Here is a 13,611-nt window from a genome sequence, read left to right on the forward strand (position 1 = left end):
TATTGCGCTATTTTTTTTGATCCGTCATAGTTTCAATCATAACAGCCGGTGACTTTGCAGATCCGGTCCCGACAATCGCGTTCAGGGGAACCGATGATTAGATTCATATTCCATCGACTGCTGATGGCGATCCCGACATTGGTGATCGTCGCAATCACAGTCTTCGCCCTCATTCGATTTATCCCGGGTGATCCTGCAGCTTTGATGCTGGGGGACATGGCGACGCCCGATCAGATTGCCGAGATGCGTACGGAACTTGGCCTCGATACATCGCTGCCTCAGCAGTTTCTCGTCTGGGCGGGCAATGTGCTGACCGGAGATTTCGGCCAATCCATCGTCAACAAGGAGCCGGTTCTTCCGCTTGTTGTTTCGCGCTTCATGGTTTCAGCCGAGATCGTTGTGGCGGCAGTCATTCTCGCGAGCCTGATCGCAGTGCCTGCCGGTGTCATTGCCGCCTGGCGCCAGAACAGCGCGACGGACCTCGTATTGATCGGTACGGCGACGGTTCTGCTTTCGATCCCGACCTTCTGGCTTGGATTGCTTTTGCTTCTCTTCTTCGGGCTGAAGCTTGGCTGGCTGCCGGTGCTGGGATACGTGTCCCTTTCGGATAATTTTATCTCCGGCCTGCTGTATCTCGTCCTGCCCATAATGACGCTCGTCATTCATGAAGCCGGTGTTCTGATCCGCATGGCGCGTGCCTCCACGCTGGAAGTTCTAAGGCTGGACTACATCACTCACGCTCGTGCCAAAGGACTTTCGGAGCATGCGGTTCTCTGGAAGCACGCTTTCAAGAATGCTTTCGGTCCGACATGGACGATGATTGGCCTGATCCTTGGAAATCTGCTTGGCGGCATCGCCGTCATCGAAACAGTCTTCACCATTCCCGGCCTTGGCCGCCTGATGGTCGATAGCATCTTCCAGCGCGATTACCCCGTTATTCAAGGCTGCCTTCTCTTCGTCGCCATGTCCTATGTGATCGTCAATCTGGTTGTCGATCTCCTTTACCCACTCTTTGATCCGCGCGTGGTGGCCGAATGAAACACGTTTCTCTTAACGGCGTAATCGGCGGCGTTCTCATCGCGGCTCTGCTTACTGTCGCAGGCTTGAGTTTGTTCTGGACGCCTTTCGATCCCATGAAGCTGAGCTTCACGGCAAGATTGGCGGCCCCCAGCCAACTCCATCTCCTTGGTACCGATGAATTTGGGCGCGATGTCCTGAGCCGATTGATGGTCGGCGCGCGGGCCAGTGTCTGGATCGGCTGCCTCACGGTCGGTTTTGCGGTTATCGCAGGCACCTTGATCGGTCTTATCAGCGGATATGCACGCGGCTGGATCGACGGTTTGATCATGGCGGTGAACAATGCGCTGCTGGCGTTCCCCGGCATCCTGCTGGCACTCGGACTGCTCGCGGTGTTCGGCGCAAACCAATATGGCATCATCTTTGCGCTGGGCATCGCCTACACGCCGTCTATGGCGCGCGTCGTTCGGGGAGCAGTGCTGTCTTTGCGGGAGCGCGAATTCGTCGAAGCGTCCCGTGTCATGGGCAACGGCGAAATCTTCACGATGTTCAGACACATCCTGCCGAATTGTCTCGCCCCAATCACCGTACTCGCAACCTCGATGTTCGGCTGGGCCATCCTTTCGGAAAGCGCATTGAGCTTCCTCGGTCTCGGCGTGCCGCCTCCAGCACCGACCTGGGGCAACATGCTGGCCGCGGGTCGCCCCTTCATCGAGCAGGCTGTCTGGCTCGGACTATTTCCCGGCCTTTGCATCGCTCTCACCCTGCTCGGCATCAACCTTCTTGGTGATGCTCTGCGCGACAAACTCGACCCACGCATGAGAGGTTTGAAATGACTGAAGGAAAGCTTCTCAGCGTCCGCAATCTTTCGCTGGAAATCGTCCGTCGCGACGTCGGTGTGGTGAAGGACGTCAGCTTCGATGTTGAGCCGGGAGAAATCTTTGGCATCGTCGGCGAAAGCGGTTCGGGCAAATCCCTTGCGACGCGAGCGATTGTCTCGCTATTGCCGCCCGTCATCCGCAAGACGGCGGGTACGGTCAGTTTCAAGGGCCGCGACATCACCGCCATCAGCGAAAAGGACCTGCGCACGCTGCGTGGTGCGGAGATCGGATTGGTCTTTCAGGAGCCCATGACCTCGCTGAACCCTTCCATGACCATCGGACGGCAGCTCGAAGAGGGGCTTGCGCTGCACACGCAGGATCAAGCTTCCACGAGGCGCGAGAAAATCCTGTCCATGCTACAACGTGTCGGCATTCGCGATCCTGAGAGGGCGCTGACTTCTTATCCGCACGAATTCTCCGGGGGCATGCGCCAGCGCATCATGCTGGCATCCGTCATGCTTCTGAAACCGGCATTGCTCATTGCCGATGAGCCGACGACGGCACTGGACGCCGTCATTCAGCGTGACGTCATGGAACTGATGGTGGAACTGACGAAGGCGGAGGGCACGGCAGTCCTTCTCATCAGCCATGACCTGCCGATGGTGGCGCGCTACACCGACCGCATCGTCGTGATGGAAAAGGGCTCCATCGTTGAAGCGGGTACGACGGAACAGATATTGGAACGGCCGCAGCACCCTTACACGCGCAAGCTTCTATCATCCTTGCCCGTGCGCGGTGAGGTGCGGTCCATCGATACCACTTCGGCTCCGATGATTTCGGCCCGCAATATCATCGTGGATTATCCCGGACGAAAATCGTTTCTCAAGAAGGGTGAGCCAAAACGTGCATTGCACGGTGTCTCAATTGACATTCATGAAGGCGAAGTCGTGGCTCTGGTCGGTGGTTCCGGTTCCGGCAAGACGACCTTGGGGCGAACCATCGCCGGACTTGTCGAGGAAACCGAGGGCGAGGTTCTTTTTCAGGGCCGCACGCGTGATCAGGACTGGCGCGACTATCGCCTGAATTGCCAGATGGTTTTTCAGGATCCCTATTCCTCGCTCGATCCTCGCATGACGATACTTGCTCTTGTTGAAGAGGCGCTGCGTCTGGTTCCCGGAATCGACAGAGTTGCCAAGATGAAGCGCGCTTACGAAACGCTAGAAGAGGTCGGTCTCAGCGCCGATTTCGCACTTCGTTACCCGCATGAGCTTTCGGGCGGCCAGCGGCAGAGAGTGGCCATTGCCAGAGCGATTGCGCGCAGACCGCGCTTTCTCATTGCCGACGAGCCTGTCTCGGCGCTGGACGTGACTGTTCGGGCACAGGTGCTCTCGCTCTTTTCTGATTTGCAGAAACGATATGGCTTTTCCTGTTTGTTCATCAGCCACGATCTTGGCGTGGTCGAACAGGTGGCTGATCGCGTCATCGTCATGCAGGACGGCAGGATCATCGAGGAGGGCGACCGCAACACCATCTTCGACACGCCTAAGGAGGCCTACACGCGGCGTCTTCTCTCGGCAATTCCCGCGCTCGATCTTAACGAGACCGGCGGCGTGAAACTCAAATGGCGCTTGGAGGCGTGACGATGAATACAGCACCCATGACATCCGGTAAGCTCGGATCAACCGCCGGGAGGCTGAACGCGATTTGCGATGCTCAGCCATTCGTCACACGCTTCAGCATCAAGAACCTGCGTAATGGCGACGTTTTTGAGCGTGGCGCGAATGAGGAGACGCCCTCGGCGAGCACACGCAAGACTTCGATCATGATGGCAGCGCTGAAAGCCGTGCATGAAGGCAGGCTCAATCTCGATGAGCAGATTGTCTACGAGGCGCGTTTTGCCGAAGAAGTCGCAAGCGGGATGTTTCGCTATCTGACGCCTGGAATCGTGATTTCGCTTCGCGACGCCATTACCGGCATGATGGTTCTTTCCGACAATGTCTGCACCAAGATGGTCTTCGAGCGCCTGACGCTGGAAGAAGTGGACAGCTATTGCAAGTCAATCGGCTTGGAAGGCACGCATCATCGCTTTCTGATCCCGCCGCTTGCTCTTTCTCCTGATCATTCGCTGAAGTCCGTTACGACGACAACGGCACGCGACCAGATGTTCCTGCTCCAGTCCATTCTTGATGCTCAGGGGTCCGAAGAGGCTTCCAGTCGACTGGGCGTTTCTCAGGAATTGAGCGCCTACGCGTTGCAGACGCTAAAAAACCAGATTCTGCGATACGCCATCCCCTCGCGTCTGCCGTTCGGCACGATCGTCGCCCATAAGGGGGGGACGGGTAAGCGAGGACGGATGAATGCAGGTATCGTCTACAGCGACAGTAAGCCGCTCTACATCATCACCGCTTTTACGGATCAGGTGCCACAGGAAATGCCGGATGGAACGCCGGGCTACACCATGTCTCTCGAAACAATCGGACGCCTTTCGCGCATCTGCTGGGATGATTTTCGAGCCTGACCAAACAGCATCAAATTTACAAAAACAGAGGGTAGAACATGAAAAGCTTACTTTTTGCCGGAACCATACTGATGGCGCTTTCGGGCGTGACGCAAGCGCGAGATATCGTCATTGCGCAAAGCTCAGACCTGCGAAGCAACATTCCCGGCGTGAACCGCGATGGCAATACGGACGGCGTTATTCTGCATATTGTGGAAGGGCTTGTGGGTTATGCCAATAACGGAGAGGTAAAGCCTCTGCTGGCAGAAAGCGTGGAGACGTCAAGCGATGGCCTGACCTACACCTTCAAGCTTCGCCAGAACGCCAAGTTCCATAACGGCACGCCACTGACCGCAGATGACGTGGTGTGGAACTGGAACCGGTACATGGACCCCGCCACGAAATGGACCTGCATCAAGGATTTCGACGGCGGTACAGTGAAGGTGACAGCTATCAAGGCCGTCGATGCGCAAACCGTCACCATGTCGCTCGACAAGCCCTCTGCCGTTTTCCTCGGCCTGATGGCGCGACCTGAATGCGGCTACACCGGCATGATTTCGAAGGATTCGCTGAAGGCTGACGGTGCGTTCGACAAGCCAATCGGCACTGGACCGTTCAAGTGGGACGAGTGGAAGAAGGGCGAATACATCCATCTGTCCAAGTTCGATGATTACCAGTCTCCGGCAAATGATGGCAAACCGGATGGCATGGTCGGCTCAAAGCGACCGCTGGTAGATGGTATCAAATTCATGGTCATTCCCGACGCATCGACCGTAAAGGCCGGTCTGCAATCGGGCGTTCTCGATACGGCGGAAATCTCGCCTGACCTCATTCCCGAGTTCGAAAAGAGCGAAAAAGCCAAGGTCATCATTTCCCAGAACAACGGAAAAAACCTTTTCTACATCCAGACACGCGACCCTGTAATGAGCAAGCCGGGCGTCCGCCGTGCAATGGCGATGGCGCTCGATATGGATGAACTCGTCGCTGCTGCCTCCAACGGCACCGGAAAAGCTAACGGCTCCATGGTGGCGTCGGACTCGATCTACTTCAGCGAGACCCAGAAAAAGCGCCTTCCCTACGATCTGGATGCGGCAAAAAAGGAGCTCGAAGCCTCCGGATATAAGGGTGAGCAGATCAACATCATCGCCAACAAGCGCGGCAATGTTCCCAGCTTCCCGGCAGCCGTTATAGCTCAGGCCATGTTGCAGCAAATCGGCCTGAACGTGCAGATCGAGGTTCTGGATTATGCGACGCAGGTGGACCGCCGCCGCTCCGGTAACTACCAGATCATATCGCAATCCGTCGCACCGCGTCTCGATCCTGCTTTGATGTACAGCTTCTATGTGGGCGATAAGGACAAAAATGCCTCGCTCATGTGGGAGAACCCCAAGGCAATCGAATTGATGAAGGCCGCCTATGCGGAAATCGATCAGCAGAAGCGTCAGGCGATTTTCGACCAATTCCACGAACTCATGATGCAGGATATGCCGGGCATCTTCCTCTACGACATGATCGACGTTTGGGGCGCAACCAAGTCCCTTGAGGGGCAGCCAGTCTGGCAATCCAATGCTCGGCTTTGGGAAGTGTCGGTCGGCAAATAATCCAGTCATCAGGCACCGCGGATAAGCGGTGCCTTTCATACGCCAAAGAAGCCTCTGCCATCATCGATGCGCAGTGCGGGTTTCGCTTTGTCTCGAGGAACAGCATGCCAGATCAATCAGCCCTGAAATCACTGACGCAATCAATCGACGGTCTAGCGCCCGATTTCACCTCGCTCAGCGACCAGATATGGGAGTTGGCGGAGTTGAAATATGATGAGTTCAAGTCGGCTGAACTTCTTGTAAACATGCTGAAGCAGCATGGATTTGCCGTTGAAGAAGGCATTGCGGGGATGGCAACCGCGTTTGTCGGCGAGTATGGCAGCGGCAGGCCGGTCATTGCATTTCTTGGCGAGTATGATGCTCTGGCAGGGATGAGCCAGCTCGCGGACATGGATGAACAACGTGAGGGCGAGCCCGGTGCCAGCGGCCACGGCTGCGGCCACAACCTTCTGGGGGCGGGCTCTCTGCTGGCCGCTATTTCGCTGGCAAAGCATCTGGAAGCCAACGGTCTGCCGGGCACTATCAGATATTATGGTTGCCCCGGGGAAGAGGGCGGTTCCGGCAAAACCTTCATGGTGCGCGCGGGTGCATTCGACAATGTGGACGCTGCGCTCACTTGGCACCCAGCGCCGTTCAATGGCGTCAGATCGACAAGCAATCTCGCAGTGCTTGAATATTACTATCGGTTCAAGGGCACAGCCGCGCACGCGGCCAACGCGGCCCATCTCGGTCGGTCTGCCCTTGATGCCGTCGAACTGATGAATGTCGGTGTGAATTTTTTGCGGGAACACATGCCGCAGGATTGCCGCGTACATTACGCTATCACCGATGCTGGTGGACGCGCCGCGAACGTTGTTCAATCAAAGGCAGAGGTGCTTTATCTCGTTCGCGCGCCGGAGATGTCGCAGGCACTGGCACTGGCGGAGCGCGTGCATCAGGTCGCTCGCGGCGCGGCAATGATGACAGGAACTGAGGTCGAGATCGTGTTCGACACCGCCGCCACCAACCTGCTGCCAAACCTCACACTCGAAAATGCCATCCACGAAAATCTGGTGGCCATAGGGCCGGTTTCGTTCGATGAGGCCGATATAGATTTTGCCCGTAAAATCCAGGCGACCTTTACGCAGGAAGCGATCAAAAGCAGCATTAAACTCTACCAAATTAAAGACGATGTCTTCTCCAACGAAAAGATCGATGGATCTACGCCTCTGCACACGGGCCTGCGCGCATTCGAAGGGCATTCCCATTTCCGGGCAGGATCTACCGACGTCGGCGACGTGAGCCGCGTTACCCCGACAGCACAGTGCTGGGCTCCAGCCTGGGCAATCGGAACCAATCCTCATACGTGGCAGGTGGTCGCACAGGGAAGAAGCGCTGCTGCTCATAAAGCAATGGTGCACGCCGCGAAAGCTTTGGCCTCAACAGGTCTCGATTTGGCCACCTCACCAGACCTTTTAGCGAGAGCAAAGGACGAGTGGCAAACCGCCGTGCAAAGTGAGCCTTATGTTTGTCCAATCCCTAGCCATATTATGCCGGGTACCCACTTGTCGAATAAATAGGACCCGTCAAAGTATTGGGTTTGTTGAGCCCATGATGTCCGCAAATGAACAGGCTCGAGCGCGTCGCGGTGAAAAGGTACAAGAGCCGCGTTTGAGGATGCGCCAGCCTGCCGAGGTGCGAAGCCGACAAGCGCTTCGGCATCATCTGGATACAGGTTTTTCTAGCTCCTTGAACCCGTGCTATATCTTTTACCTGACCACTATAATCCGTTGCCGTCATCGCCAGAGGGTCCCCAGCCAATTTTCCTAGCGGCCTTCGAACGCGACGGATGGCTCAGTGAACCTGCGGAACATTGCCGAAGTTATTGAGAAGACACCACTTTTCCGAGGGGGAGGTGATCACCGTCATAGATCGAAAACTTGGTCAAAAATTACTTTCCTGGGGGGCTTGTATTCTCACATTATTTTAATGACTTAGAGAAAAAACCTTTGTTTTCCTTATCTTTCCCCATCGCGAGCGACCGTGGATGCCACCTTTGTGCCCCGGCTTTGGGCATCAGTCAACAGCACGGTCGAGCGGCAATAATTTCCGCTTACTGGGCGGAAATTATGCGGCAGAATAGAGGACGTTGGAAATTGAAGACGGGAAAACAAATCCCATCGTGACACGCCTTTCAATCAGCGAGCGAACCTTTTTCGTATTCCTCGTCTGACACCTTCTCCATCCATGTCACGGAACTTCCGTTGATCGCCTCGGCCACGGCGAAGTGCGCCATCGCTTCGGTACTTACCGCTCCGTGCCAGTGTCGGACATGGGGTGGAATCCAAACTACGTCTCCCGGCCCAACCGTCCGGATCTCTTCGCCCTCCCTCTGCACCCAGCCCCGGCCGCTCACGATGAACAGCGTCTGACCGAGGGGATGGGTGTGCCAGGCGGTACGAGCGCCTGCCTCGAAGGAGACCGTCGCGCCGCCGACGCGGGCCGGCGCTTCGGCCTGGTAAAGTCCCGAGATTTCCACCTGTCCGGAGAAATATTGTAGGGGCCCCGGCGTCCTGCCGTTGCCCGCCTGGGTGATCTCGATGTCCTGCTGCGGTGTAGTCATAGTGTTTTCCTTCCTTTTCTCAAAGACATGCTTGAGCACGGGCACGGCGGACATGGCTCGGGGCCATCCTGCGTAGAAGGCGATATGGCTCAGGACTTCGGAGGTCTCCGTGGCCGTCAGTCCATTGTCCATGGCGCGGTTGGCATGGAAGGGCAGTTGTTCGGGCTGCCCGGTGGCGATCAGCGCCGACAGGGTCACGAGGCTCCGGTCACGCGCCGAAAGATCCGGTCGCCGCCACAGGTCGCCGAACAGAACGCGATTGGTGAGATCGGAAAGTACCGCCGCCGTTGGCGCGACGGTCGTGTCGACGATGGCCTTGCGGGCAGCCTCGGCCGTGGCCTCTAGTTCCATGCGTGCGTCTTCGCTGTTCCGGACGGCTCCGATCTGTCGAGCATCAAAGACCTTCTTCGTCTCCTCGACCGCGAAGATGGCATTCGGCCAGCCGGAATAGAAGGCGAGCTGGGTGATGAGCTCGCCGATCTCCGCAGGCTTTACTCCGTTGTCGAGGGCGCGGTCGACATGTGCCGCGATCTGCGCCGTTTTCCCGGTAGAAACGATTGCCGAGACCGTGACGAGGCTGCGGTCGCGCGGGGCGAGTTCCTTTCGTTCCCAGACCTCGCCGAACAGGACCTCGTCCGTGAAGTGGCCGAGGCCGGGTGCAACGTCGTATACAGCCGCCGGAGCTATCTTGCGGCGTTCTTCCTGGGCTTCGACGCTTGTCGCGGCGATCGCCGAGATGGCGATCGATGCTGCGATGTTCTTCATCTTCAATTCCTCTCGAAACAACGGCGTCGTCACGGTCGGTCGACGACGCCGGAAGCCTTCGTCATGCCAGGTGCTGTCCGAAAAAGTCCGACATGCGGTCGAAGGGAATCTTGTCCATTCGGTCGTAGAGATCGGTATGGCTAGCGCCGGGGATGATCATCAGCTCCTTCGGCTCCGCGGCCGCTGCGAAGGCCGTCTCGGAAAAGTAGCGCGAATGGGCCTTCTCGCCGTGGACAAGCAGGATCGGCCGCGGCGAGATTTCCACGATGTAGGTCAGGATCGGCATGTTCATGAACGACAGCGGGGTCGTCTGCGACCACGAATTACCGGAGTTGACGGCGCGGGGATGATAGCCGCGCGGCGTCATGTAGTAGTCGTGGTAGTCGACGAGGAACTGCGCTTCGCCGCCCTGGAGCTCGTTGTAAGGAGGCTGATAGGCGGGGCTGCCTTTCTCCGCATCGGTCCAGCGCTGCCGGCTCATCTGGTCCAGCGCCTTCGTCCTCTGTTCGAGCGTCACGCTGTCGTTGTAGCCCTTCGACATGACGCGGGTCATGTCGTACATGGTGCTCGCGACGACGGCCTTGACCCGCTTGTCGACAGCGGCGGCGTTCAGGGCCATGCCGCCCCAGCCGCAGATGCCGATCATGCCGATGCGCTCGCGGTCGACGAAGGACTGGAGGCCGATGAAGTCCACGGCTGCGCTGAAGTCTTCCGTATTGACGTCGGGGGAGGCGATGTTGCGGGGTTCGCCGCCGCTTTCACCGGTATAGGATCCGTCGAATGCGAGCGTCGCGAAACCACGCTCGGCCATCGTCTGGGCGTAGAGGCCGGAAGACTGCTCCTTCACGGCGCCGAACGGTCCGCCGACGACGAGTGCTGCAAGCCTGCCGCTTCCCCGTTCTTTCGGAAGATAGAGATCGCCCGACAGCGTGATCCCGTACCGGTTCTTGAACGAGACCTTCTGGTGGTCGACCTTGTCGCTCTTCGGGAACACCTTGTCCCACGAGCTCGTCTGGGCGAGCGCCTGGGTTGCGGCAGCCGCTGGAATAACGCCGAGTGCTGCGACGGCGACGCCTGTCGCCTTCATCAGGCTACGCCGGCCGGCGTCGAATCCTTCGGTATTATCGGTCTTCCTGGTCATCGTGTGATCTCCTTAGATAGAGGTTTTGACTTACTGGATGCGTTCGATGCGCAGCGGGAATTTCCCGCGGACATGCAGCGCTTCGTAGCCCTCGTCGAAGCGGCCGAGGCGCACGAGGCCCGGATGCTTGTAGTCGGCGTAGAACATCGCCAGATTGCCCCAGGGCATGTAGTAGCAGAGGTCGTATGGCCGCTCGTTCGAGAAGGGGCCGTGCCCGTCCACCGACAGTTTGCGCGGCAGGTAAGCGATCTTCTCGTTGGAGCCGAAGTCGTCGATCTCCAAGTCCAGCGGCAGCATCGAAGCAAAGTCGCGTGCCGACGTATTGTCGTAGAGGGTCGCGGTCATTGTGTGCGTGTCGAATATCAATCTGATCTTCACGTCCGTGCGCTCCTGGTTGTCAGGGCCGTTCTGGCCGAACACTCTTGTCGGTAGGATTGCGGCTGCTGCTGCGGCCGAGACGAGAAGACCGCGGCGGGTCGGACTTGTGCGCGGGACGCTCATCGGGACCTCCTCGTGGCATGCCATGCGGCAATGGACATCAGCGACGAGCCTAGCAGCAGCACGGCGGCGAGCGTGAAAGTCGAGCGCCAGCCGACCGTGTCGAAGAGCAGGCCGCCGAGGGATGCGCCGGCCGTGATCGCAAGCTGGATAACAGCCACCTGCATGCCGCCGCCCGCTTCCGCGTCGTCGGGAAGGGCGCGGCTCAACCATGTTCCCCAGCCGACCGGAGCGGCGGTTCCGAGAAAACCCCATCCTGCCAGGGACAGGAGCACGGCGAGCTTCATCTCGCCAAACCCGATCATGGCGCCTGCAATGCAGGCCATCAGCAGCGGGATGGCAACGAGGATGCTGAACAGTCGGCTGGACAGGAGCTTTCCGATGATCCATGTGCCGACCGCTCCGGCCAGACCCATCACCAGAAGGGCGATGGAAAGAGTTTCGATGTCCAGTCTGGTGACCGTTTCCAAGAACGGCCTCAGATAGGTGAAGAGCGCGAATTGACCCATAAACAGGAGAAGGATCGCCGCCATGCCGAGCGCGACGGGTAGCCGTCCAAGAAGCCGGAACACGTTTCCTGATGTTTCTCCGCGTGGCGAAAGGCTGGGCAGGCTCATCCACTGCCAGACAAGAGCGAGCAGCGCGATCGGTACGACAAGGAAGAAGGCGCCGCGCCAACCGATGTAGGCGCCGAGAAGGCTGCCAAGCGGAGCCGAAATCGTCGCGGCGATGGCATTGCCGGCGTTTAGCAGCGCGAGCGCCTTTGGTACCTGATCCCTTTCGACGAGGCGCATCACGATCGACGTCGACATCGACCAGAAGCCGCCGATCGAGATGCCGAGCAGCGCTCGGCCGAGCATCAGGACCGAGTAGGCCGGTGCGATGGTTACGAGGATGCCGGACAACATCAGTAGCGCTGTCAAGGCCAGCACGAGCAGGCGCCGGTCAAGTCGACCTGCTAGGGTGGCGATGGACAGGCTCGTTATTACCGCGAAGATCCCGGAGATCGAAATCGCCTGACCCGTATTTCCTTCTGAAACGCCTAGGTCGAGAGCGATAGGGGTCAGCAGGCTGACTGGCATGAACTCCGACGCGATCAGCACGAACACGCACAGGGTCATGGAGAGAACGGCCCCCCATGCCGATGGTTTCCGTTCGATGTTGTCTAAGGTGAGCGTCATCGCTTTGTCCTGGACCTTCAATGTTCAACGTTGCCCTGAAGATAGTCCTCATCTATTTTTCGGATTAGATGGGCTAATCCGCATGGACCTATCGATTTTCAACATGAATAGGATGCGCAGATGCAACGCGAGGACATGAAGGACTTGTTGTGGTTCCTAGAGGTCGCGAAGGAAGGGAGCTTCACCAAGGCAGCCGCAAACCTCGCGACGTCTCAGTCTACCCTCAGTCATACAATCAAGCAGTTGGAGGCCCGCCTCGGCGTCCGTCTTCTTACAAGAACGACCCGCAGCGTCGCGACGACGGACGCTGGAGAACGCCTGTTCAGATCGATCTTACCTCGGTTTGAAGGCATTGAAGCGGATCTTGGAGATCTGGTCGCATTCCGCGAGAAGCCCTCCGGCACCGTAAGGTTGACCTTGTCCGATCATGCTCTGCAGACAACCGTATGGCCAAAGTTGTCTGTCGTTCTCGACAAATATCCCGACGTCAAGGTAGAGCTCTACGCCGACAATGGAATGCGCAACATCGTGGAAGAACGTTTCGATGCCGGCGTTCGCCTTGGGGAAAACGTCGACAAAGATATGGTCGCCGTCCGTATCGGTCCTGATTGGCGGCTCCGCGCAGTCGCTTCACCAAAATACTTCGCCAGACGCGGGCGTCCTCAGGCGCCTCAGGATCTAGTGGGTCACGTCTGCATCAACATGCGTCAGGCGACGCTCGGCGGCTTCTACGCGTGGGAGTTCGAAAAAGACGGCCGGGAACTGCGGGTGAGGGTGGATGGCCAGTTAAGTTTCAACTCCTCGATTTCCCTGCTAGAGGCCGCGGTCTCAGGCTTCGGCATCGCCTACGTTCCTGACAACCTTGTGGAGGAGCATATTGCCGATGGCCGTTTGCAAGCTGTCTTGGATGACTGGAGCCACCCATTCACCGGCTACCATCTCTACTATCCCAGCAGACGTCAGATGTCGCCTGCCATGGCGGTAATTGTGGACGCTCTTCGACAGCGCGGATCAAATTGAGTTGAGCGAATTTTAGGTGCCGACCGGGTACCAAGGTCCCCAGCCAATTTCCTAGCCGTCTTCGAACACCACGGAAAGCCTGAGGAACTGCAGCCGGGATTGACCAAGTTATTGAGAAGACGTCACTTTTTAGTGCGGGTAATGGTCGCCGATTTGGATTGGAAAATCAGTCTAAAGTGGCTTGCCTGGGAGGCCTGGATTATCACGTGATTTCAATGTCTTAGCTGGAAGCAATGAAATTGCCTCTATTTTTCCCATCGCGAGCGACCGTGGATGCCACCCTTGTGCCCTGGCTTTGGGCATCAGTCAACAGGACGGGCGAGCGGCAATAATTTCCGCTTTCGGACCTCCAGTTTGCGGTGAGGCGGCCATAAACCTCCCGGCAGCTTTGCGCCCCCTGTTCGGGCGTCAGCGCGAATTTCGCCGCGCGCAGAAAGCCGCCGTCGCAGCGAGAAGCGTTATGTCGCG

General features: G+C 57.9%; 11 protein-coding genes. 7 read left to right on the forward strand and 4 right to left on the reverse strand.

What is annotated here, in order from left to right; translation table 11 throughout:
- The first annotated feature begins 93 nt into the window (after positions 1-93).
- The 6 genes from N7578_RS05590 (at position 94) to N7578_RS05615 (ending at position 7,495) form a co-directional block, all read left to right on the forward strand.
- The gene (locus N7578_RS05590) at positions 94-1,038 is read left to right on the forward strand and encodes an ABC transporter permease (protein WP_311109299.1); all 945 of its coding nucleotides are present in this window, start codon (positions 94-96) and stop codon (positions 1,036-1,038) included.
- Positions 1,035-1,853 (forward strand): ABC transporter permease, encoded by an 819-nt coding sequence (locus N7578_RS05595; RefSeq protein WP_311109300.1) that lies wholly within the window; start codon positions 1,035-1,037, stop codon positions 1,851-1,853. The genes N7578_RS05590 and N7578_RS05595 overlap by 4 nt, the downstream gene beginning before the upstream one ends.
- The gene (locus N7578_RS05600) at positions 1,850-3,478 is read left to right on the forward strand and encodes an ABC transporter ATP-binding protein (RefSeq protein WP_311109301.1); all 1,629 of its coding nucleotides are present in this window, start codon (positions 1,850-1,852) and stop codon (positions 3,476-3,478) included. The genes N7578_RS05595 and N7578_RS05600 overlap by 4 nt, the downstream gene beginning before the upstream one ends.
- Before the next feature lie 17 nt (positions 3,479-3,495).
- The gene (locus tag N7578_RS05605) at positions 3,496-4,356 is read left to right on the forward strand and encodes a serine hydrolase (RefSeq protein ID WP_311110065.1); all 861 of its coding nucleotides are present in this window, start codon (positions 3,496-3,498) and stop codon (positions 4,354-4,356) included.
- Positions 4,357-4,394: 38 nt separating this feature from the next.
- The gene (locus N7578_RS05610) at positions 4,395-5,936 is read left to right on the forward strand and encodes an ABC transporter substrate-binding protein (RefSeq protein WP_311109302.1); all 1,542 of its coding nucleotides are present in this window, start codon (positions 4,395-4,397) and stop codon (positions 5,934-5,936) included.
- Between the two features lie 104 nt (positions 5,937-6,040).
- Positions 6,041-7,495 carry a M20 family metallopeptidase gene (locus N7578_RS05615; RefSeq protein ID WP_311109303.1) on the forward strand — a complete coding sequence of 485 codons (1,455 nt, stop codon included), beginning with the start codon at positions 6,041-6,043 and terminating at the stop codon, positions 7,493-7,495.
- A 614-nt stretch (positions 7,496-8,109) separates the two neighbouring features.
- On the opposite strand, the gene N7578_RS05620 is transcribed toward N7578_RS05615, so the two are convergent.
- From N7578_RS05620 to N7578_RS05635, 4 genes are all read right to left on the reverse strand, one after another.
- Positions 8,110-9,303 carry a (R)-mandelonitrile lyase gene (locus N7578_RS05620; RefSeq protein ID WP_311109304.1) on the reverse strand — a complete coding sequence of 398 codons (1,194 nt, stop codon included), beginning with the start codon at positions 9,301-9,303 and terminating at the stop codon, positions 8,110-8,112.
- Positions 9,304-9,364: 61 nt separating this feature from the next.
- Positions 9,365-10,444, reverse strand: coding sequence for an alpha/beta hydrolase (locus N7578_RS05625; RefSeq protein ID WP_311109305.1), 1,080 nt, complete (start codon positions 10,442-10,444; stop codon positions 9,365-9,367).
- Between the two features lie 30 nt (positions 10,445-10,474).
- Positions 10,475-10,945: a cyclophilin-like fold protein gene (locus tag N7578_RS05630; RefSeq protein ID WP_311109306.1), complete on the reverse strand. Its 471-nt coding sequence runs from the start codon at positions 10,943-10,945 to the stop codon at positions 10,475-10,477.
- Entirely contained in the window at positions 10,942-12,123 is a 1,182-nt protein-coding gene (locus N7578_RS05635) for an MFS transporter (RefSeq protein ID WP_311109307.1), read from the reverse strand. The genes N7578_RS05630 and N7578_RS05635 overlap by 4 nt, the downstream gene beginning before the upstream one ends.
- 120 nt (positions 12,124-12,243) lie before the next feature.
- Here N7578_RS05635 and N7578_RS05640 point away from each other — a divergent pair, with 120 nt between their 5' ends.
- Positions 12,244-13,143: a LysR family transcriptional regulator gene (locus N7578_RS05640; protein ID WP_311109308.1), complete on the forward strand. Its 900-nt coding sequence runs from the start codon at positions 12,244-12,246 to the stop codon at positions 13,141-13,143.
- The last annotated feature ends 468 nt before the right edge of the window (positions 13,144-13,611 follow it).

Origin of the sequence: Agrobacterium tumefaciens, assembly GCF_031801495.1 — a bacterium.
In the GTDB taxonomy this organism is placed as follows: Bacteria; Pseudomonadota; Alphaproteobacteria; order Rhizobiales; family Rhizobiaceae; genus Agrobacterium; species Agrobacterium tumefaciens_K.

Excerpts from the sequence above, each read along its gene's own strand:
- N7578_RS05620 (WP_311109304.1), bottom strand. The coding sequence starts at position 9,303 with ATGAAGAACATCGCAGCATCGATCGCCATCTCGGCGATCGCCGCGACA.
- N7578_RS05600 (WP_311109301.1), top strand. The coding sequence starts at position 1,850 with ATGACTGAAGGAAAGCTTCTCAGCGTCCGCAATCTTTCGCTGGAAATC.
- N7578_RS05595 (WP_311109300.1), top strand. The coding sequence starts at position 1,035 with ATGAAACACGTTTCTCTTAACGGCGTAATCGGCGGCGTTCTCATCGCG.
- N7578_RS05605 (WP_311110065.1), top strand. The coding sequence starts at position 3,496 with ATGACATCCGGTAAGCTCGGATCAACCGCCGGGAGGCTGAACGCGATT.
- N7578_RS05635 (WP_311109307.1), bottom strand. The coding sequence starts at position 12,123 with ATGACGCTCACCTTAGACAACATCGAACGGAAACCATCGGCATGGGGG.
- N7578_RS05615 (WP_311109303.1), top strand. The coding sequence starts at position 6,041 with ATGCCAGATCAATCAGCCCTGAAATCACTGACGCAATCAATCGACGGT.
- N7578_RS05590 (WP_311109299.1), top strand. The coding sequence starts at position 94 with ATGATTAGATTCATATTCCATCGACTGCTGATGGCGATCCCGACATTG.
- N7578_RS05610 (WP_311109302.1), top strand. The coding sequence starts at position 4,395 with ATGAAAAGCTTACTTTTTGCCGGAACCATACTGATGGCGCTTTCGGGC.
- N7578_RS05630 (WP_311109306.1), bottom strand. The coding sequence starts at position 10,945 with ATGAGCGTCCCGCGCACAAGTCCGACCCGCCGCGGTCTTCTCGTCTCG.
- N7578_RS05640 (WP_311109308.1), top strand. The coding sequence starts at position 12,244 with ATGCAACGCGAGGACATGAAGGACTTGTTGTGGTTCCTAGAGGTCGCG.
- N7578_RS05625 (WP_311109305.1), bottom strand. The coding sequence starts at position 10,444 with ATGACCAGGAAGACCGATAATACCGAAGGATTCGACGCCGGCCGGCGT.